Genomic DNA, 22,547 nt, shown 5'->3' with positions numbered 1-22,547 from the left:
TTTATAGATGAAAGGATGAAGTGTCAAATGGCAAAATACCGTATCGTTCGTACTGATTTTTGGAAGAACCCAGTTATTAATGAGCAGTTGAATGGGGATGAAAAATACTTTTACCTTTATCTACTTACCAATCCAAACACGACACAAATTGGCATCTATAAAATTATGAAAAAGCAAATGGCCTATGATATGTGCTATTCCCTCGAAAATATTCATTCCTTAGTGGAACGATTCTCTGAGGATTATCAGTTGATTCGTTATAATCCTGAAACTAGAGAACTTGCCATTAGAGACTGGTGGAAGCATAACCTACAAAAAGGTGGGAAACCAGTGATGGATTGTATATATAGCGAATTAAAACAGGTTCAGGACCTCTCGCTCATCCGATATGTATCAGAAACCATAACTAAGCCAGACATCTATAGCCTCTATGAATTCTTTTTTAATCAAGCTGACAGAGATGCTATAGATGCAGTAAGTATAGTAAATGAAACAAATACATATGTAGAACTGGTGTGTAAAGAAGCTGCCGATACGTTTACGTGTCGTGATACGCTTCGTGAGCAAAATAAAAAAAATAAAAAAGAAAAAGAAAAACAACAACAACAAAAAGCTTTTACTCCTGATATAGAGAAGAATACTCCGTTAGAGACGCCACATGTAACTCAAGAGTCAGGAGATGTGAAAGAAATTATTGAGTTTTGGGACTCTAACGGATTTGGTTTGACGAACGTAAACGGAAAAGAGCAGCTGTTAGCTTGGTTAGATGATTCTCGTTTTTTACAGCCGAAAGAGATTATCCTAAAAGCCATGACGATTGCCTGTGCCAATAATAAACGGAAGCTGAATTATGTGATGGGCATTCTGAAAAACTGGGAGAATGAATCTTTACTAACCGTAGAAGAAATAGATTCGTATGTTGAAGACCAAAAGCCCGTAACAAAGCAAAAGCAAGCATCTGGACCACTACCAAGTGGAAGAGATATTCCAAGTGGATTTGTGCTTGATCTTACGGCTGGTGAAAAGTGATGAGTATTCCTGAAAAAGCATTTTTAGGCAGCTTGATGAAAGCAGAGTACTTACTCAAGGACACCGTGATTCAACCGGAACAGCTCGAACTCTCACGTCACAAAGAACTCATGAGAAGAATGCTAGAGTTCAATCAAGCTGGAAAGAATATTGACTTGATCACCTTAACGACCTTACCTGACCTAGAATCATTCGGGGGAATGTCCTACCTCTCGGAGTTGTTATCACATGCAGATGTGGAGAAATTTGACGGGTTGGAACAGCTCATTCTGGATTCCTGGAAAGAAAGGGAAAAGAGGAACATCTTAACGATCGCAACCATGAATGATTGGGAGGTTGCTAAAGTCATAAGTGAATTAGATAAAATCAACCAAGCGAAGATGGATGATCACACGCCTTTAAAACAAGCCTTGTCTTCCATTTATGAGGCTCCTTGGGAAGATCAAATAGGGTTACAAACGGCAACAACCGGTATAAAAAAGCTCAACGAAGTAACGGGAGGCTTTCAAGGTGGGGAGGTTACTATTCTAGCGGCTAGGCCATCGATGGGAAAAACGGACGTGATGCTTCATTTTGCCAAAATGTCAGGCTGGGCAGGGTTTCTGCCACTTGTCTTTTCTCTGGAAATGCCTGAAAAGTTAATCACTTCTCGTTTAGTTGCTTCCACAGGAGGCTTTAACCGTAGAAAAATGAAAGATCCGAAACATAGCCTAAGTGAAAGTCAAAAGAATAAATGGTTTGACGTGATTGGTGAACTCAATGAAACCAATATCCAAATATTTGATGGATCTGGACAAACCATTAGTGAAATGAGAGCAAAAACACGGAAATTGATCAACCAATTTCCCTACAAGAAACCCATCCTCTTTATTGATTACTTAACGTTAATCCGGTCAGGTCAATTTTATGGAGGCAATGCCCATCAACAAGTAACGGAAATATCTAAATCTCTAAAAACGATGGCGAAGGATTTTGATTGCCCTGTGATTTGTTTGGCACAGCTCAATCGATCGGTCGAATCAAGAGCTAATAAGAAGCCGATGATGTCTGATATTCGGGAATCGGGGAGTGTGGAGCAGGATGCGGATGTTATTTTGTTCTTGTATCGAGAAGCTTACTACGACAAAGAAACAGAGGATCATTCCCTTGAAATCATTATCTCAAAAAATCGAAACGGTCCAGTTGGAAGTATCAAGGTGGATTACAACGAGCATACAGGAGAGGTTGAGGAACAAAAGGAATCAGCTATTTCTTGATAGACCAAATAGAGCCCATTGAACGGATAAAAATATCAAATGCCGAGGTGTTTTAACATGGTTGTGAAAGAGGTTTACCGAGATTGTATCCTTTATGAAGAATCCGCATTGGCCCACTACATCCACCATTTACTAGCATAGAAGAAACTGTCATTAGATGACGATATGTCCAAAATAGACTTACAACAAGCCGATCATAAGAAGGTAAGGGAAATGATTGAAAAGAATGTGTTAGGTTTTCGTAAGGTGGGCATCTACTCTCTGAAGATGAACCAGGAGGAGTTTATTTTTATCTTTGCTCATAACCGGGAAGAGGCCATCCAATTCTTTCTGAAAACATTCCATCGAAACCCATTGAACTGTCACGAATATTCACTAGATTTTGAACTTTCTAGAGGGAATGATGTGATTTCGTTTCGGGATATGAGGAAGGAGTTTAAGAGTTTTCCAGCTATTGCGGGATGTTATAAGAGATTACGATGAGCGTGGAGAGAGGTGAGTGTTTATGATCAAACGAATCGGTGGAGTTGCCATTGCAACAGCTACTACTTTTCTATATTTTTCTATACTTTTCCACTCCGTTACAGAAAGAGAATATAACAACACAGTCCCACCTTCAGCTAATTGAGAATAAAGTCAATCTGTTTGATTCTCTAACAACCCAGATACCTGTTACTTTAATTGAACCCGTCGATGGTGATACCATTAAAGTACTTGTTAACGGGAATATCGAAACAGTTCGTTATTTATTAATTGATACACCAGAATCGAAGAATCCAAACATGTGTGTCCAACTCTATGCAAAGGAAGCGTATTTACGCAATAGCCAGTTAGTAAAGAGTGGCAAGTTAACTTTGGAATTTGAACAGGGGAACACAAGAGATTCCTACGGACGACTATTAGCCTATGTTTTTGTCAATGGTGAATCTATTCAGGGGACTTTGCTAAAGGAAGGATACGCACGAGTGGCTTATGTCCTCCATCCTCCCTATAAGTATCTTGAATTATTTAGAGAGGATGAAAGATTAGCAAAAAGGGAAAAAGTAAATATCTGGAGCAGGTTCGATTTTGTGACTTACTGGGGATATAATGGTTGTTTGCCTTAACCGATAATTTATTTTTTGATGTATGTATAAAAGGGGGGGATGAATTATTTATGTTTCTAGGCATTGAATATTTCTAACACAGACCACACACGTTGAAGCTGTTGCAAACCTAATATTGAAATAGATAGAAAAGGGTACCCCAGTAAAATTTTACTGAGGTACCCCTTCATCTTTATTTAAAACACTTTCGTAGTCCAATCCTCACAATTCCAAATATCAGTCGCAATTTCACGATAGAAATCAGGTTCGTGTGATACCATCAAGATACTTCCGCGATATGCCTTTAAAGCACGCTTCAATTCCTCTTTTGCATCCACATCTAAGTGATTGGTAGGTTCGTCTAGAATTAATAAATTCGTTTCTGTGTTTAGAATTTTACACAATCGAACCTTGGCTTTTTCGCCACCAGAAAGGACTTCGATTTTACTTTCAATATGTTTCGTTGTTAATCCACATTTTGCAAGAGCAGCACGGACTTCAGCCTGATTCATACTTGGGAACTCGCTCCAAATCTCTTCAATACAAGTGTTGTAGTTGGACTGTTTAACCTCCTGCTCGAAGTACCCGATGTATTGATACTCACCACGTTCCACTTTACCCGAAATCGGATTAATCAACCCAAGAATACTTTTTAAAAGAGTAGACTTCCCAATACCGTTTGCACCAACGAATGCAATTTTTTGTCCGCGTTCCATTTTCAAATTCAGCGGGCGAGAAAGTGGTTCGTTGTATCCAATAACAAGATCTTCAGTCTCGAAAATCCAACGACTAGCTGTGCGAGCTTCTTTGAATTTAAACTCTGGTTTTGGCTTCTCTTTCCCCAATTCAATAACTTCCATTTTGTCGAGCTTCTTTTGACGAGACATTGCCATATTACGAGTCGCAACACTTGCCTTGTTACGAGCAACGAAATCTTTCAAATCAGCAATTTCTTGTTGTTGACGCTTGTAAGCAGACTCTAGCTGTTGCTTCTTCATTTCATATATTTTTAAGAAGTTATCATAGTCACCAACATAGCGGTTCAACTCTTGGTTTTCCATGTGATAGATCAAGTTAACCACATTGTTCAAGAATGGAATATCATGTGAAATCAAGATAAATGCATTCTCATATTCCTGTAAATAGCGCTTCAACCATTCGATATGCTGTTCATCCAAATAGTTCGTAGGCTCGTCTAGTAATAGAATTTCAGGTTTTTCTAGCAAAAGCTTAGCTAGCAAAACTTTCGTACGTTGCCCACCGCTAAGATCATCTACATCTCGATCGAGTCCAACAGCGTCTAATCCTAGACCACGAGCCACTTCCTCAACTTTTGAATTAATTTGATAGAAATCATTACTATCTAACGTTTCTTGGAGCTCTCCAACTTCTGCAAGTAATCCATCGATATCCGCACCTTCATCACCCATTTTTGCATAAAGTTCATTGATCTCTGCTTCAGCATCAAAAAGATATTGAAAAGCAGTACTCAAAGCGTCACGCATCGTAGTACCTTTTTGAAGTACAGCATGCTGATCTAGATAACCAACACGAACTTTTCGTGACCACTCCACTTTCCCTTCGTCGGGTTGCAACTTCCCAGTAACAATATTCATGAAAGTAGACTTACCCTCACCATTTGCTCCAACTAGTCCAACATGTTCGCCTTTTAATAGTCGAAAAGACACATCATTAAAAATTGCACGATCACCGAAACCATGACTTAAATTTTGTACGTTTAATACGCTCATTTTTTTTACCCCTTATCTAATGTCACATGTGGATATCTTACTAGATTTAGACTAGATTTTCTATCTTGAATTTATTTTATTTGCAAAATGTAATCCAATTATTGGGCTGAATTGAGTCTGCCCCAACTGGATTGGTCTAGTTATTTCGATTTTTTTTGCGTACAAAAATACCCTTTGGGCTGGGATATTTATGGGTTTTTTCTACGGTAATGCAGCAGTCGGTCTTTACGCATCTTTAAAAACCCGAATAAATGCTTTTAGAAATACAGCAAAATAGAGGGACCAAAAGACCATCAAACGTATAAAGCGTTTGATGGTCTTTTATCTTTATTGCTGTAAATGATATTTTTTAATTTTAAGATAAAGTGTATTTCGACTTATCTTTAGGATCGTAGCTGCCTTACTAATATTCCAGCTAACATAATCCAACGTTCTTCGAATCACCTCTTTCTCTGAATGAACTAGAGAGGTAAGGGGATCCTTTTCTTCCTGTAGAGATGGTTTATCTTGCTCGTATTCGATTTCAAAATCCAAGTCCTCTGCTTTAATCTCATTTCCATCAGCTAGAAACGAGGCCTGCATGAGAACACTGTTCAGCTCTCTCACATTTCCAGGCCAATGATACGAAAGTAGCTTATCTTTTGCCTCTCTTGAAAGAGGTAAAGAAGGGTAATCTAAATTCTTCATTAAGTAATTGGATAATTCTATAAGGTCTGAACGCTCCCGGAGAGGAGGGAGTGTCAGAACCACACCTTTCAGTCGGTAATACAAGTCTTCTCGAAAACGTCCGGCTTCAATTTCTCTTCTCAGGTTTTTATGTGTGGCCGCAATCACTCGGGTGTTTATTGGTATGGGTTTAGTTCCACCTACACGGGTGACTGATTTTTCCTGTAAGACTCTTAATAAAATGGCTTGTGCCTTTAGTGTCATATCACCAATTTCGTCGAGAAAGATGGTACCACCATTCGCTGCTTCAAATTTGCCAATCCCTCCTTCACGATTGGCACCGGTGAAGGCTCCCTTTTCGTAACCAAACAATTCACTTTCAATGAGGTTTTCCGGTATGGCGCTACAATTAACCGCAATAAAAGGCTGATCTCCTCTTGGTCCAGACGTATGTAAAGACTGTGCAACTAACTCTTTTCCTGTCCCGCTTTCTCCATATACAATGATTGGGAAATCGGTTAGTGCCGCTTTTTTAACGATCCTTCTTATTTCATTCATCTTTGGGCATGAACCGACAATATCCTTAATGTTATATAGATAATGTGGAGTCAATTTCTTATTCGTAGGTGTATTTAAAGCTAATATGGATCGATATTGTTTACGTGATGTGTCAGATACCACTTTTGTCGGATATCCCTTTGTATTGTGAAATTCTTTTCCCAAACAGTCATCACCTAGTAATTTACGTGCTGACTGATTTGCACGGATAATCCTTTGGTCATCATCTAGTGAAAGAAGGGGAACATTTGCAAAGCTAGCAGTTGCTTCAAGCTCTTTGATGGTCAAAACCTTTTCATTTTTCGACATGTCTAAAAGCAATCCATTTTGAATAAAAGTCGCCATGATGTTTGTTAAGGAGAAAATAAATGGATGATACATTTCCTTTTTTGCACTTATATTAACGGCACCAATTAGCTCACCCGTTGGGGAATAAACAGGGCTGGCCGCACAGGTAAGGAATTGATTTTTCACATAGAAGTGGTGATCCGCATGAGTGATAATGGGTTCTTTTGTATAGATGGCAAGTCCCATGGCATTGGTTCCTTTGTTTTCTTCGGACCAATTCGAACCTATGGATAAAACATCAACAGAACTGGGTACATCCAATTGCCCTACTTTATGTATGATGGTTCCGTGTCGATCCACAAGGGTGATTACTAGACCAGAATAGTAGTTGGGAAAGAGCGTGTTAATAGCTGAAGAGGCATGGTTGATTAACGGTTCATTTTCTTTAATCAGATCACACAAAGCCTTACCAGTCAAAATAGAGTCCTCAAAAGGATCGGTTGGTGAGAGGCCAAATTCATGACAACGCTTCCAAGATTGACTAATGAGATTGTACTTATCGAAAAGAACTTCTGTAACCATATGACGATTATTACCTCCTTTTTCACATTAAGGCCATTCATTCTTGTCCATATTATACTATTGTTTCAATATTCAGGAAAAGGTTAAAAGTAGTTTGTCTTAAAATAGGACACCTTTTGCTCATTTATTGAACACGCTTTTACCATGGGGCAGATAGAATCGCTTACATGATAGCTTTTTAGAGTTGGCATAAAAATTGCAATGATATGGTTGTAAATAAAACTTCATAGCAAAAGGGGAGGATTTTCACATGAGGGGAAATAGAGCAGTAGCTTACATGGGTCCAGGTAAAGTAGAGGTAATCGATATTGGTTTTCCAGATTTAGTTTTAAGAGATGGACCTGGAGTAAATCCTTTAAACGTAGGACGTAAATGTGAACACGGTGTTATCTTGAAGGTAGTTACAACGAATATTTGTGGAAGTGACCAGCACATGGTGAGAGGGAGAACGACTGCTCCCGAAGGACTTGTGCTTGGGCATGAAATAACTGGAGAAGTAATTGAAGTTGGTCGTGATGTGGAATTTATCAAAAAAGGGGATCTTGTGTCTGTCCCGTTTAATATTGCGTGTGGACGATGCAGAAGCTGTAAAGAGCGCAACACACATATATGTGAAAATGTAAATCCTGATCGTCCTGGTTCAGCGTATGGTTATGTAGATATGGGAGGCTGGGTAGGAGGTCAGTCTGAATATGTAATGGTACCCTATGCCGATTTCCAATTATTGAAATTTCCAGATAAAGATCAAGCGATGGAAAAAATTAGAGATTTAACAATGCTATCTGATATTTTTCCAACAGGTTATCATGGGGCAGTAAGCGCAGGTGTTAAGCCAGGATCTACTGTTTATATTGCGGGAGCGGGTCCTGTTGGGCTAGCAGCTGCACATTCAGCACAACTATTAGGGGCTGCTGTCGTTATTGTAGGGGATTTAAATGAAGAAAGGCTTGCCCAAGCAAGAAGCTTTGGTTGTGAAACAGTCAATCTACGTAATCACCCTGATTTGGGAGAGCAAATTGATCAAATTCTAGGCAGTCCTGAGGTTGACTGTGCAGTAGATTGCGTAGGCTTTGAAGCATCTGCACATGGTGCAAATGCGACAGAAGCGCCGGCAACTGTTTTAAATTCAATTATGCAGGTCACTCGTGCTGGGGGACGACTTGGGATTCCAGGTCTATATGTAACAGGAGATCCAGGTGGAGTTGATGAGGATGCAAAAATCGGTACATTGAGAGTTCGTTTAGGATTAGGGTGGGCGAAAGCACATACGTTCGTTACAGGTCAAACACCAGTCATGCAATACCACCGTGACTTAATGCAAGCGATCTTAAGTGGAAAAGCACAGATTGCAAAAGCTGTTAATGCAACAGTTATATCCTTAGATGAAGCGCCAAGGGGCTATGCAGAGTTTGATAAAGGGGCTTCAAGAAAATATGTAATTGATCCTCATGGACTTGTGAAATAATGGTGGCTGCTAATGGAGACACCCAGCCTGTTCAAACGATGTTTTGGTGAAGGTATCGGTACTGCTTTATTAGTTCTTATTGGTCCAGGTACAGCCGCTTTCAATGGAATGATTACGGCTAATAACAACGAGTCTACAACATTGGCTGATATTGGAGTTATAAGCTTTGCCTTCGCGATTATTGTTATGGCAATGATCTATTCAATAGGAAGATTAACGGGTTGTCACATTAACCCAGCTGTTACAATCGCACTAGCTTCAACAGGTCATTTTCCATGGAAAGAGGTAGGACCCTATCTACTTGCACAATGTGTGGGTGGTACCATTGGGGCGTTTGGAATTGTAAGCGTTTTAGGCATGGAAGGAGTCTTGTTAGGTAATTTAGGAGCTACTGTACTTGCACCATCTACCGGATATATTCAGGGGATATTTATCGAAGCCATTGCAGCGTTTATCCTTATGTTCGTCATTATGGCAGTTGCAGTAGACTCCAGGGCCCCAAAGGATTGGGGTGGGCTTGTTATTGGTTTAACGGTTGGAGGGATCATCATGATGACCGCCGGTTCTACGGGAGCATCATTTAATCCCGCAAGAACCTTCGGACCATATGTTGTAGATAGTTTACTCGGCGGTAATATCAACTGGATTCAATTCCCTGTTTATGTAATTGGTCCAATCATGGGTGCTGTTGCAGCGGCGGTACTTTATAAGTATATGAGTAGTTCGGAAAAGCTACCGTTAATAAAGGAAAACTCTCATAAAGAAATAGTAAAATAGCGTATGGATGAAAACTAGGAGATTACTCCCTAGTTTTTTTCTTTTTATTTTGTATGTCTAACTGCTGTAAGTTTAATAGTGTTTCAATCTTAAAGATCACAACTTTTTTCGATTGCTGTGTCTTAGAAAAAGCAAGTGATCTTTGATTTTCTCCCTACAAATTTGACAATCAAGTGAAATATGTCTTAACTGTGAGCTATATCACACCTACTTTTTCTTATCGTTGTTAAAGTGAAATCATTATTGAATGAAAATGTAAGATCACCTAATGATTAGAGGGTAGGGGGAAATATAAATGAGTATGTTTTGTTATCAATGTCAAGAAACAGCAAATGGAACAGGCTGTACGATTGCCGGTATTTGTGGAAAAAAAGATGATTTAGCGAATATGCAAGATTTATTAGTTTATGTAGTAAAGGGTCTGGGGATTGTTCATACAGAAGCTAGAGAACTAGGATTGAAGCATAGTAAAGTAGATGAGTTTATTGTAAATAGTCTTTTTATGACGATTACAAATGCCAACTGGGATAAGAATGATTTTTACAATAAGGTTAGAGAAGGTTTGAACATTCGTGAAGAAATCAAGTCCTCGATTGAAAAGGCTGGCTCACAATTAGCTAATACAAGTGATTTTGTTACCTGGTATGGTGAGACTAGTCTTGAATTTGAAAACAAGGCCGCTTCACAAGAGGTAAGCATTCTTGCCACAAGAGATGAAGATATTCGTTCGTTAAGAGAATTAATTACATATGGTCTAAAAGGATTGGCTGCATACCTTCAGCATGCGGCACATTTAGGCTATAAAGAGGACTCTCTGTATGCTTTTATGCAAAAGACATTGTCTCAGATAACAGATGATACGTTAACATTAGACGAATTGATTGCCCTTTCTATGGAAGTTGGAAAGTATGGGGTTCATGGAATGGAATTACTAGATACTGCAAATACATCCACTTATGGACACCCGGAGGTAACAAAAGTAAACATCGGTGTTGGTAAAAACCCAGGAATTTTAATAAGCGGACATGACTTGAAAGATATTGAACAATTATTAAAGCAAACCGAGGGCACTGGTGTTGATGTTTATACACATAGTGAAATGCTCGTCGCCAATTATTATCCAGCATTTAAAAAATATGATCACTTTGTAGGTAACTACGGAAATGCTTGGTGGGAACAAACACGTGAATTTGAAAGCTTTAATGGTCCGATTCTAATGACAACAAACTGTATTGTGCCACCGAAAGCTACCTACAAGGATAGAATGTATACAACTGGAGCAACGGGAGTAGAAGGTGTTACTTATATACCGGAGAAAGAAGATGGAACAAAAGACTTCTCAGTGATTATTGAGCATGCGAAACAATGTGAGCCTCCTATTGAAATTGAGACGGGTGAAATTATTGGAGGATTTGCACATAATCAAGTCGCTCAAGTGGCTGATCAAGTAGTCGATGCAATAAAGAATGGAGATATTAAACGATTCTTTGTTATGGCAGGCTGTGATGGACGCCATAAAAGTAGAACGTATTATAAAGAGTTTGCTGAAGAGCTTTCTAACGATACCATCATCCTAACAGCTGGTTGTGCTAAATATAGATATAATAAGCTTGATTTGGGTGATATCAATGGTATTCCAAGAGTACTTGATGCCGGTCAATGTAATGATTCTTATTCACTTGTCATGACCGCATTAAAACTAAAGGATGCCCTTGGCTTGGAAAGTATTAATGACCTTCCATTGTCTTATAATATCGCATGGTATGAGCAAAAGGCAGTCATCGTATTCTTATCACTTCTATACCTAGGTGTGAAGAACATTCATGTTGGTCCTACATTACCAGCATTCCTTTCACCAAATGTAACAAACTTCTTGGTAGAAAACTTTGGTGTAGGAAGCATTACGAATACAACGGATGATATTGATATGTTTATGAATGTGGTAGCAATCTAAATTACAGTCGTTTCATTAAAATGATAAAAATAAAAGTGGGAAAACATGAATGATTTATGTTTTCCCACTTTTCCTATCTTCTATTTAAGTTACATATAATCATAAACTGAATCATCAAAATAGAGCCAGTGGTAATATTCAATCTGTGAATCTGTCATTTTGGAAATTTCTTTCTCATTAAATTTTTGTAGCTCAACTAATTTCTGCACTTTTGTATTTCTTTCAACTTGGCTCATTTTATATCCTCCCTATAATATGAGAAGTAACTATGTATTTGAATGTTGTTGAAAACGTTTTCTTTTCTTGGTTTTATTATATATCTAAATATTAGATTAAACCAATATCAAATTTAGATTGTTTTTTAGAAAATAATATAGAAATATTATTTATCTACTTACTTTGAAGATGAAAAAAGGGTATGGGTTGCCATGCTGTGTATTGTTAAGGGGGTTGGAGTAATGTCAATAAGATCAACTAGAGAAAAATTAGGGCAAAGGAAGTTGTCAGGAAGTAGGCTGTTTCCATTCATTCATTTGGTTTATCCTTATGTCGTTTGAATGGCCCATGTTGAAACAAGCCCTTATATAATTTTTAAAGTATCAAAAAAACCACTCAAATGAGTTGACAAAAAGTACGTACATATAATAGAATTATCTCAAGTTAAAGATATTTGGTTTCGAAATAAAATGAAAATATTATTTTTTTGATTATAAATCTCGAAATCAAGATAATTGAAATAGAGGAATAATTACTGTGCCTATTAAAAGTTCTACATCATGTCACAGCAAGGATCCGTATTTCAGAACTTATAAGGAGGTGAAAGTAGGAAATGGGATTTTTAGATAAATTATTTGGAAAAAAACAAGAGGAGGAAGAAACAATGACAAAATTAAACATTGGGATCATTTTAGGTTCTACTCGAGAAGGTCGTGTAAGTCCACAAGTAGCTGCATGGGTAAAAGAAATTGCTGACAAACGTGGTGACGCTAACTATACCATTATTGATATTGCTGATTACAAATTACCATTACTTGGTGAAGCTGGTGCAGATGCTTCAGGAGCTGCTGCTTGGTCAGAAATAATCACTAATCAAGATGGATTCGTATTTATTGTTCAAGAATACAATCACTCTATTACTGGAGCACTTAAAAATGCATTAGACTATCTACGTGTAGAGTGGAACAATAAAGCAGCAGGAATCGTTTCTTACGGTTCAGTAGGTGGAGCTCGTGCGGCTGAACATTTACGAGGCATTTTAGGTGAATTATTAGTGGCTGACGTTCGTGTACATCCAGCCCTATCGTTATTCACTGATTTCGAGAATGGAACGGTCTTTAAACCACAGGCAGTTCAAGAGGATTCTGTAAATCAAATGCTAGACCAATTAATTCCTTGGTCAAAAGCATTATTCACCATCCGATAATTTACTTGAAAATCTAACAGAAGTGTAAAATATGTACATGAGTATTTTTTTATACCCATGTACATATTTCCAATCATAAAAGGAGTATGAAGGTTGAGCAGGTCATATTAAGCAATATTGATAGATGTGCTCAGTAGTTATGCTAAGGAGATCCTAATTGTAGGGACTACACATAAGGTAATCATCAATTAAACCAAGCTTACTATTAAATCTGAATTTTCTAGGAGGAAAATATAATGAACCAACTAAAAGGAATTCACCACGTAACAGCTATTACCAGTAGTGCAGAAAAGAACTATGAATTTTTCACCTATGTATTAGGGATGCGTTTAGTTAAAAAAACAGTCAATCAAGATGATATTCAAACCTATCACTTATTCTTTGCTGATGATAAAGGCAGTGCTGGCACAGACATGACATTCTTTGACTTCCCAGGCATTCCAAAAGGTATACATGGTACAAACGAGATTTCTAAGACATCTTTCCGTGTACTAAGTGATACAGCATTGGATTATTGGGTAAAACGGTTTGATCGTTTAGACGTTAAGCATACTGGAATTAAAGACCAATTTGGCAAGAAAACTCTCTCTTTCGTTGATTTCGATGATCAACAATATCAATTAATTTCAGATGAATTAAATAGAGGCGTAGAATCTGGTACACCTTGGCAAAAGGGTCCTATACCATTGGAGCATGCCATTACGGGTTTAGGTCCTGTCTTTGTTCGTATTGCGAACTTTGATTCCTTTAAAGAAATGTTGGAAAAAGCACTATTATTTAAAGAAACTGCTCAGGAAGGATCATTCCATTTATTCGAAGTAGGGGAAGGCGGTAATGGAGCATCTGTTATTGCAGAGCACAATACTATTCTCCCTCAAGCTCGACAAGGTTATGGCACAGTACATCATGCTGCATTCCGCGTAGAGGATCGCTCCGTATTGGATGAATGGACAGAGCGATTGAGTAGTTTGGGATTCTCCACATCCGGTTATGTCAATCGTCACTTTTTTGAGTCTTTATACGCAAGAGTTGCTCCACAAATTTTATTTGAGTTTGCTACAGATGGCCCTGGTTTTATGGGGGATGAACCTTACGAAACCCTTGGGGAAAAACTATCTTTACCTCCGTTCTTAGAACCTAAACGTGCACAAATTGAAAAATTAGTACGCCCCATTGATACAGTGAGAAGTACAAAGGAAATCATCAAAGAATAGTAACCGTTTCATCATTCAATCCCTCCGATAAATAGGAAAGTGTTCTGTGTTGAACAGGATGCTTTCCTTGTTTGTTTTTGAGAGCGAGACATCTTCCATTTGAAATTACTCAAAAGGGAGTAGAGTGCTGGCTTTGCTGTATGAAAGAAATATTTGTTGAAGTTGGCCTAGATTCAATATTACCTACTCCCCTGGGGAAAGAGATTTCGAATAAATTATTTTAACAGTATTATTTGTGAAAGGAAGTTTATAAAGGTAAACCATAATAAAAGCTGACATTAGGGTAATTGATATGCCATTGCTGGATACACACAACACAAGGATACTTTGGGGACATTTGTTTCTGATTTAGTATTGCAGGTTCTTTCGTTTGCTGCTGAAAAAGAAAGAGAGGATATTAATAGGAGGCAACGAGAAGGAATTGAAACGGCCAAAGCAAAAGGAAAATATCTAGGCAGACCGAAAATAAGCCTAGAATCATTAAATGAGAAACAGAAAGCACTTTTAAAAATTAAATAAATCATGGAAAAAGAATGAAAAAACGTCAGTTGAATTTATGAATATAATGGATTTAAAGAAAAATACATTTTATAAAATCATAAAGGAATATGAAATAAGAAGTGCATAAGTCTGTAGCACGGTACATTTCACGGAATGAGGACTATGCAAATAGTATTTTGAGTTGTTTCAAGGGTACTTGATAGAAAAATCTAAGCAGTACGTACATGTTATTTTATGGTTATGGGGTCAGTCTCTCGCTAAAAATACAGGGGTGGGGGACTGTCTTCATTTTGGCGAATGAACGACTGTCACCACCTAATAAATTTATTTGGTGGTGACAGAAACCTATTATGATATTCATTTTTTCTTAGCTTGAATCCTATACGAAAAGCATTTTTACAGGTGAATGATATCCATATAAACGATACGTTGATAAGTTTCCGTTGGTTGTGCACCGTAAAATACATCCATTTCTTTAACAACCAGTCGGAATGGATATCCTCGATTTTCCTCTGTGATAGCTACTTGGCCTTCCCATATAACCACACCATTTGCATCAGGGGTGCCTGGATGGAGCACGATTTCATCAAAGTTCGGCACGTCCTCCCACCCGAGGGTCTCATCTACCATCTCCGCCAGTTGTCGTTGCAGTTGGATATTCATCAAACTAGTAGCAGATTCAACCGTGTTGTTTGGCACGTTTTGGTTCTTTTTCGAATAGGTTACACCGCTTACGGAGACATTGTAGACGCCGGGATGATTTGGATCCCGTGTTACGGTTAAAGAACGATCCGGTGACGTTTGAACGATGTCGGCAAGCACTACGGGTGAGATGCGTAAATCTTCAGGAACTGGATTTGTTAAGATCAATGATTTTGGCTGGAATCGGACAAGGGCTAGGCGGATAAATGGGTAGTAGGCATTGCCGGTATCAAGTTCTAGGTCACAATACCACATCTTGCGTTCACGATCCCAATCGACGTCGAAGCAAACGACCTTTACAGCTTGATTTGGGAGTTCAAACAAAGGAGCATCATAAACCCCTTTATAATTCTTAAAATCTGCTATGGTCGGCAGTGGAAGTCCGGGTGATTCACGGATTGGGTCCTGCCCCCAAAAAGTCAAATAACTGTAAATTTCTTCCGTGCGATTGGGTGCTTTATTTTCAACTAACACAACCCCCAGCATCTCACCGTCTCCGGAAGACCACCAAGTGCGGTCAAGATAAATCCGAACCCCTCCTTTTCGCACACTTGTCACTTTGCCATCATTTTCATTCATTTGCTGCCAAGAAAAAGTAGGCAAGACGTATTTAACTAAAGGCTTAGAAGGTCTAGCGGTGCTAAGGATGTCTATTTCAATCTCTTTAGTGTCGCGGACAAGGCTCTCGTTTGGCATGCTTGGTGAGAAGTACTCACGGAAGCGTGTTGTCGTCCTGACTTTGTAACGGACACGCCTGTACTTCGTATCGCCAAATCCATGTTTCTCTACTTTGCTTGCCAAATTGATTTGTTCCTGTATTTCCGGAGTTGCTGTGTCTTTTAGCAAGGTCTCATAGATCGTTTTCGCTTCATAACTGTTGAAGACCAAGCGTGATTCATTAGGTTCCAAACGTAAGGCATTCGGGTTCCTTTTCACAATTACCTCTTTACCGTGGTCCAGCCAAATCGGTAATTCCATCACATGATCACGGAAAGGGACGGGTTCTAAGTCTGGTTCCGGTTTTGTTAGGTCATCCACTCTTTCTGACCATTCGGCAAGAATATCCACCTTGGAAGTGCTGGGGATATGAACATAGATATTTCCATAAAGATAGGCTTCGGTGCTATTCTTCTCACGTGGTCTTATTTGCAGTATAGGCTGTGAAGGAAAATCTAGCGGCTGCTGAACAGCGTGAACAAGACTAATCTCCCGAAAAGGGGTGAACAACCAGTTGCGGCCGGCATAGATTTCTTTTTCCAGTTTCACCAGTTCTTCATTGGTCCAATTGGCTTTGTCTTCTTTCACCCACTGCAAAAGCCCCATATCTGGAAGATTTCCTCCAAATGTAGAGCTGACGCGAATATTGGTTGTGATACTTGCCTTCGGCAGATAGATTGTCAGAACGCGGTTTCTTTCATCCCACAGAGGTGCATTAGAGCCTTCAACGATACGAATGCGGAATGATTTTGCTTCATACCAAGTTTTTCCTTTTACCTCTACGAAAAAGAAATCTTCGGGATTACCACCGGGAAGCCCTTGAAACATAACCCCCGAAATCCATGGTTCCGGCAAGTAAGGAAGAATCAGTTGCTCCTCGGTATGAACAGCATAGCCATCGGTCGATGAAGGATCAGAACTGGTGCGAATAAAGCGAATGGACGGTGATGATACATCATTGAACGATCCGGACTCACGTGCAGCCAAGTAATAGTAATTCTGGATGACATGGCGAATCTGAGCCGGAGCCATGCCGCTATACTTAGCATCAATGGCTTCATCGAGCAGTCCATGCTCCTCTATCAGTTGAAGTGAGGCTTTCGGCGGTGCAACATGCCTCTCGTTAAAAGGCAAATAGACAGGGTGGGCTGCGACATATTCTTCTGCGGTTTGGTTATAGTTGCTTCGAATCACGAGCCTCTCTAATGATTCACCTTCCGCATAGGCGGTCGTATCCGGATTATTCAAATTGCCACTTGGGCTATATAGCTGTCTCGGAACAAGCTCCGGAGGATTGACGGGATCAAAACGGTGGTACTTAAGGGTACCGATCGCTGTCTGATTAAGCCCTAATGCTGCTTCTATCTTTTGTGATTCGTCCATCGCTGGTCCATTTCCTGCTAAATCAACGGTTCTGACACGGAATGTATATTCATTTCCAAACCTGAGACGAGGCAAGGTACCAGGCACGACGGAAAAGTTTGTCTCTAGTCCAAGCTTTGTCATCGCTGTGTTATTCACCTTCTGCGGCATGGTATCAGGTTCGCTCGGATTAGGCGCACTAGCCGTACTGCTAATGCTTTTGCCGGGGCGGGGAGCTGATAAACTCCAGCCTTGCCAAGTGAAAAGGGACTCGTGAATATAAAGTTCACTAACGGGACCTGTATTTGGAGTACTTGTGACGCTAGGCTGAATAAAACCCTCATCCGTAAACTCCAAGTAATTTGCTACATTCAACAGCTTATATTGACCAAAACGCCGGTGCAAAGAATTTCGATTATTATATTGATCAATCACATCTAGTCGATACCCGCGTAAAAGATCTTCTGCATAGAGGGGGGGATCTTCCAGTTTAGGCGGGCCGGCCTTTAGCATCCCATTCAAATTGTTCGAGCGGTTAAAAATATCGTTTAAATTGTTGGCATTCTTATTCCGTACAACCGAGATACCGCCGGTACGAAGAGGCGAGACACCTGCCTTTTCTTCTGTATCAATGGGTTTGTCGTTTATCCCTTTAGGCTTTTGAGCCGCAACGGTTGCGGCAAGGTTCAAGGTCTTGAGTGCAGCACCATCCACATCGACTTGAACCAATTCAATCTCCTCTTTTTTTGGAATCCAGATTCCTCCGTCTAGTTCATTTGTTTGAGAGTAGGCCGTAAATAGGGTGAGACCATTTTTCTCCTGATAATTATATGCCGTCCATGGACAATAATCTTCCGACGAGGATGTTGGACGGTTTTGAAAAGAAGACTGGTCCCCATTCCCGGAAGATGAACCGTTTTGAAAAGAAGACTGGCCTCCATTATAAGAAGACTGCCCGTTATTTTGCTGAGTATTGAACTGAGAGAACCATTTGGGTACGATACGCAGTTTAAATGTGCCGGTATTGTTATTTGTTTTTGGTATCGCATCAGCCGGAATATAAAAGTCTATCACCAGACCTAAGCGGCGCAAAATCTCAGGATAATCACCTAAGGCTGAGAGCATTTGATGAAAGTCAATTTCTTTCTCAAAGTGAGCTTTGGCTTCTGGGCCATCAGGCATGGCAGCAGGCTGAGCTTCGGCTGGTCGATAGTGATAGAGCATCGTACGGTAATACGCATCTTGAACCTCTCTAACATCCTGATTACGAGGGTCGCCGGGAAGTGGACCTGCCGGAGGCTGTGAGCCGTTTGGACCCGGCGGAGGTTCCGGCGGAAAAGGAAACCTAGGTATAATGGCATCTCCAGTCTTCCCTGAGATTCGGCGTCTGCTGGCTATGACTCTGGCTTCTTCAAGAGAATTGTTCAACAGGTTGCTTAAGTCCTTTTCCGTGTTGATCCCACGAGCACGAAAGCGGTTGTGCAGTTCAACCAGTTCATTGATTAATCGATCTATACTCACACCGACTCCATTTGAACCTCTAGGAGGAATCATAGGTGGCAGGTCATAGCGTGATTCTTTCATAAGCTTTTGATAAAAACTCTTCGTATACTCCAATACTTTTTTCACCGGATAACTCACAATCGGCCGATTGGAATAGTCATCAAATTCATGCGGGTGAACAGGAATATCCGGCCGGAAAAGGGACTGCCATAGCGGTTGACTAGGAGGAGATGTCACTCTCTGTGTCTGGATCACTTTCGTCTGTGTTCCGTCATGCACCTCAACTGAAAATGTCGACCGTTCTGGCTGCATATGGTAGGCCCAATTGAGAAAATCCGGAAAAGATGCCAATGTTGTTTCTTGTTCCGAATATAAACGCGGATTTACGTAAGCAGACAGTCGCAAATAGCGGTTGTTACCATCCATTGTCATTCCATTTGGGAGAGCAATCCAAAGAAGCCTTTGATTGACCATACAAAACTCCTTTATCGTTAGTTTTATCGTAAAAAAAATGAACTGTTTAGGCAAATGCCATGCAATATTTTTCCCATTCAACGGGATAGCCGCCTGGGTGGTCAGGTCCCATGATTTGGGCAAAAGTAGGATCTCCTGCTGCTCCGGCGAATCTGCGCTCCACCTTGAGGCTCACGCTTTTACTAAAAAATGCGATCTTAACGCCAACTGTTAGAGAGGCCTGCCCCCAAACTTCCACTTTGCCATTTCCTTTATCTCGGATAGTGAGACCCATGTAGAATTCAACAGTCACTGAAACCAAACCTAGTACACTCACATTGCCGCCACACCGCAGGTAACCTGTTAGCTTTACTTCGTTCCCGGTCATTCCGAAATAAATCCCGGCCATCACATACACACCGCCACTGGCGACTCCGAGATTAATACTGATATTCCCGCCGAATTCGATGGATGCCTCAATTGCTTCGATTCCCTTGGCACTGAGGGCAAGAGCAAAGAAACCTCCTCCAGCAAAACCGCTTACCGAGACTTTGAATGGCTTCTGACGTTCAGAGAAGGCAAACCTTACACCGGCAGGCTGATCGACAAAGGGGAGAGACAGAGCTGCCGAAAGATTGATATTCTCTATGCTGAAGATACCGACGCCGAAAGACGGGATCCCAAGTGTAAAGCCTGCTATCACACCGGATGCTGTTACATCGACGAATGGCGGGTCGGAAAAGCCATTAGGCGGTATAATGTTTTTAAGGGTTTCGACGAACTTCAGCGGCCCATTGAATACGAGATCAAGACCTTCCGCACTGATATCCATTTTCTTTCCGTTCTCAGCCGTAAACCTTAACGTTGATAATCTAAGCATCATGGCTTTGGCAAAATCTAAAGCAAACTCTCGTAGAGTACCAATTATGATATAGGTGGGAGGGCTGCCATTGGGTGCCGTAACCATTTGTACATTAATGCTTAGCTGAGCATCGTTCGGAAAATTTGTTTTCCCTTTTAGTGTGAGAAAACTAAAGATTCCTAGTGTAAAGTCTTTAATTTCCGGCTTCCATAATAAGCGGGTTTCGATTGCATTATTTGGCAGGCGGCGATTCGTTAGCATAGGGGCTTCCAGTTTGAAATTAGGATCATTAAGTTTTTGGATTAATTGGTCGGGTGTTAATGTTGATTCTATCTCCTTTATTTTTAATGGATCAAAGCTTACTTCCTTTAGAATGTCCTTTAGTTTGATTCCTCCTAGGAAACGAGCATTTTCTAATAGGCCTGCTGGATTGTATTTGCCTTTACTAATCTCTTCTGGGTTAGCGACAGGGCCGAGAGCTCTCGACAACCCCCCAATCGATGTATTGGGTGTAACAAGACCTCCGGCTTTCTCTGTAGGTAAGGATAGGTCAAGCTTTTTAACAAGCTGTACAAAAACTTCACCTTTATTAAATTCTTGATTAAAACCATGTTTTAAATAACTATCCCTATCAAATTCAACAATTGTTTTATCAAATTTCCGACCGGTTAACTGTTCAGCAGCAGGAATGTAGACTCCTGCTGACTCAATTTGTGGAAGAAACCTAGGGTTATAGTAAGCCAATTGATTTAACACATCTTCTTTTACACCTTCAACAAGCTGTGCCCTAAATGTCACTGTTTCTGTTTCAAGTGTGGTCTTACCCTTACTGTCATTCTCGGTTTTAGCATAGGCGATAGACTGGTGGTTTAATTGCGCACGTCGTAAATCCGAAGGTGTGATATTATAGTCAATTACTACGTTTTTCCAAGATATTCTCTTGTCCTTATTGATTGGAATACACATAAGAGGTCTTTCAAAGGAAACGATGTTCCCATCCCAATCTTCTGCGACCATTTTGAAGCGAAATAACTCCTCTCTATCTTGCACCTTGACTTTAGGCCAGAAAGATTCGATTAGGCTTGCATTTTCAATGTGTGGAGTTGTAGTAGTGGTGATTTTTATCCATTTAAAAGGCATTTCACGCCGGTCGTGGAGATACGCTGGTGCTAGAATTTCGTAATTTTTCTCAGGCTCTCGGACTTCAATGAATGAATATTTTCGTAGGACCGCATTTGCCCCTTTCACGTTTTGCCCGTTTGGAATAACATAAGGTTCAAATCGCCGTTCAGTAATGGTTATAATCGATACTGCATGCCCCGTATCACATAGAAAGGCCTTAGTAACGGTTTTAACAAATTGGTCTCTGCCTTGCGTTATAATGTGATGCCATCCTTCTAAGCCAAATAATGGATAACCAAGAGTTGTATCAAAAACTGTAGGGTAATTCCATATACCCTCAAAGTTTGCCCATGCTCCTGCAGAAGAGAGCATCAGACGTCTTATATTTATGGGACTCGGAATGTATTTAAGTGGAATATGAAGACTCTTCAATTTATCCTTCCATGCATCTTCACTCATGCCTCCGGGAAAATTTGGCAATGTAAAATCTGTTGTCAAGCGTACAATTTCGCTAAGATGATTCTCGGTTAGGGAACGATTTTCATCTGCGAATGGGATAGAGCGATTAGACTTAGTAATGATGTGTGTAGTGCCGCCTTCACGGTAAGAGTTTTCATTTTCTTTTTTCTTATCTCCGAGTTGTGTATGCCATAGCACAAATCGCCCATCATGTCCCTCAGGTCGAATGACATTATACCAGACTCCAGATTCGTCAGGAGAAAGATAGAGCCCTGTCGGGATTTCCAGTGCAGTCTTCCCTTCAAAAATCTTCGGGTCAGGGAGGGAATCTGGCAATGGGGAATCTGGTAATTTTGGCACAACAGGTTTGTAATTCTTCCAGTTTAGCAGGGTTTCCATTGTGAGCGGCCAGTTGTTTTCATCATTCGGAAGCTCGAAGACGAGCCGGCTTGGTCCGGAAAGCATGGCTTTGACTGGAATTACATAAGGGTCTCCTTCTTTAAAGACTTCTTCTACAATATGTTGCGCCGGAAAGTGAACGATTAATAATACTGGTTCACCTGCATTACGCCTGACAAGGTGGAGAGGGTATCCATTGGTGCGTATATTGACGATTTCAAAGATCAAGTCTAGGAAGTCTTCTTTCCGTAAAACCCGGATAAAAAGATTATCATTAGACACAAAATTCTCTCCTTTCTTTTTTAAGAAGGAATAACATGAAGATGCTGAGTTAACTAAAAAATCAATTCATATCAAAATATGTATAGGGAAATGGTGGTAGACCAGAAATGAGATGTTGGGCTTGGATTAATTTGGAT

The 22,547-nt window shown here is 40.1% G+C and carries 15 protein-coding genes and 1 pseudogene; 11 read left to right on the top strand and 5 right to left on the bottom strand.

Annotated features, from left to right (window positions below):
- Positions 1–27 precede the first annotated feature (27 nt).
- From ACRX5O_RS06205 to ACRX5O_RS06190, 4 genes are all read left to right on the top strand, one after another.
- Entirely contained in the window at positions 28–1,029 is a 1,002-nt protein-coding gene (locus ACRX5O_RS06205) for a DnaD domain protein (protein ID WP_433905134.1), read from the top strand.
- Positions 1,029–2,285 carry a replicative DNA helicase gene (locus ACRX5O_RS06200; RefSeq protein ID WP_433905133.1) on the top strand — a complete coding sequence of 419 codons (1,257 nt, stop codon included), beginning with the start codon at positions 1,029–1,031 and terminating at the stop codon, positions 2,283–2,285. Before ACRX5O_RS06205 ends, ACRX5O_RS06200 begins: the two co-directional genes overlap by 1 nt.
- Before the next feature lie 213 nt (positions 2,286–2,498).
- The gene (locus ACRX5O_RS06195; RefSeq protein WP_433905132.1) at positions 2,499–2,768 is read left to right on the top strand and encodes a hypothetical protein; all 270 of its coding nucleotides are present in this window, start codon (positions 2,499–2,501) and stop codon (positions 2,766–2,768) included.
- A gap of 50 nt (positions 2,769–2,818) precedes the next feature.
- Entirely contained in the window at positions 2,819–3,391 is a 573-nt protein-coding gene (locus ACRX5O_RS06190) for a thermonuclease family protein (protein WP_433905131.1), read from the top strand.
- A 176-nt stretch (positions 3,392–3,567) separates the two neighbouring features.
- On the opposite strand, the gene ACRX5O_RS06185 is transcribed toward ACRX5O_RS06190, so the two are convergent.
- The gene (locus tag ACRX5O_RS06185; protein ID WP_433905130.1) at positions 3,568–5,121 is read right to left on the bottom strand and encodes an ABC-F family ATP-binding cassette domain-containing protein; all 1,554 of its coding nucleotides are present in this window, start codon (positions 5,119–5,121) and stop codon (positions 3,568–3,570) included.
- 327 nt (positions 5,122–5,448) lie between these two features.
- A complete protein-coding gene (locus ACRX5O_RS06180) occupies positions 5,449–7,215 on the bottom strand; it encodes a sigma-54-dependent Fis family transcriptional regulator (protein WP_433905129.1) in 1,767 nt (588 codons plus the stop codon).
- A 250-nt stretch (positions 7,216–7,465) separates the two neighbouring features.
- Here ACRX5O_RS06180 and fdhA point away from each other — a divergent pair, with 250 nt between their 5' ends.
- The 3 genes from fdhA (at position 7,466) to hcp (ending at position 11,411) form a co-directional block, all read left to right on the top strand.
- Positions 7,466–8,680, top strand: a complete 1,215-nt coding sequence (fdhA, locus tag ACRX5O_RS06175; protein WP_433905128.1) for a formaldehyde dehydrogenase, glutathione-independent — start codon at positions 7,466–7,468, stop codon at positions 8,678–8,680.
- A gap of 12 nt (positions 8,681–8,692) precedes the next feature.
- Entirely contained in the window at positions 8,693–9,457 is a 765-nt protein-coding gene (locus ACRX5O_RS06170) for an MIP/aquaporin family protein (protein WP_433905127.1), read from the top strand.
- 301 nt (positions 9,458–9,758) lie between these two features.
- Positions 9,759–11,411 carry a hydroxylamine reductase gene (hcp, locus tag ACRX5O_RS06165; protein WP_433905211.1) on the top strand — a complete coding sequence of 551 codons (1,653 nt, stop codon included), beginning with the start codon at positions 9,759–9,761 and terminating at the stop codon, positions 11,409–11,411.
- An 89-nt stretch (positions 11,412–11,500) separates the two neighbouring features.
- On the opposite strand, the gene ACRX5O_RS06160 is transcribed toward hcp, so the two are convergent.
- Positions 11,501–11,647: a BH0509 family protein gene (locus tag ACRX5O_RS06160; protein ID WP_119708172.1), complete on the bottom strand. Its 147-nt coding sequence runs from the start codon at positions 11,645–11,647 to the stop codon at positions 11,501–11,503.
- 593 nt (positions 11,648–12,240) lie between these two features.
- Between ACRX5O_RS06160 and ACRX5O_RS06155 the strand changes: the two genes are divergently transcribed.
- The 4 genes and pseudogenes from ACRX5O_RS06155 to ACRX5O_RS06140 all read left to right on the top strand — a co-directional run.
- Positions 12,241–12,834, top strand: a complete 594-nt coding sequence (locus tag ACRX5O_RS06155; protein WP_433905126.1) for an NADPH-dependent FMN reductase — start codon at positions 12,241–12,243, stop codon at positions 12,832–12,834.
- A 236-nt stretch (positions 12,835–13,070) separates the two neighbouring features.
- Entirely contained in the window at positions 13,071–14,048 is a 978-nt protein-coding gene (locus tag ACRX5O_RS06150) for a ring-cleaving dioxygenase (protein ID WP_433905125.1), read from the top strand.
- 71 nt (positions 14,049–14,119) lie between these two features.
- Positions 14,120–14,272: a globin domain-containing protein gene (locus ACRX5O_RS06145; RefSeq protein ID WP_433905124.1), complete on the top strand. Its 153-nt coding sequence runs from the start codon at positions 14,120–14,122 to the stop codon at positions 14,270–14,272.
- Positions 14,273–14,313: 41 nt separating this feature from the next.
- Positions 14,314–14,567 (top strand): annotated as a pseudogene (locus ACRX5O_RS06140) (recombinase family protein); the annotation flags it as partial.
- A gap of 378 nt (positions 14,568–14,945) precedes the next feature.
- Here the strand turns inward: ACRX5O_RS06140 and ACRX5O_RS06135 are convergent.
- Positions 14,946–19,430, bottom strand: coding sequence for a hypothetical protein (locus ACRX5O_RS06135; RefSeq protein ID WP_433905123.1), 4,485 nt, complete (start codon positions 19,428–19,430; stop codon positions 14,946–14,948).
- On the bottom strand, positions 19,354–22,410 hold the full coding sequence (locus tag ACRX5O_RS06130) for a hypothetical protein (protein ID WP_433905122.1): 3,057 nt from the start codon (positions 22,408–22,410) through the stop codon (positions 19,354–19,356). Before ACRX5O_RS06130 ends, ACRX5O_RS06135 begins: the two co-directional genes overlap by 77 nt.
- Positions 22,411–22,547 lie beyond the last annotated feature (137 nt).

This window comes from Robertmurraya mesotrionivorans (genome assembly GCF_050971805.1).
In the GTDB taxonomy this organism is placed as follows: domain Bacteria; phylum Bacillota; class Bacilli; order Bacillales; family Cytobacillaceae; genus Robertmurraya_A.
The sequence above is the reverse complement of the archived record's forward strand: the minus strand, read 5'-3'. Positions and strand labels throughout refer to the sequence as shown.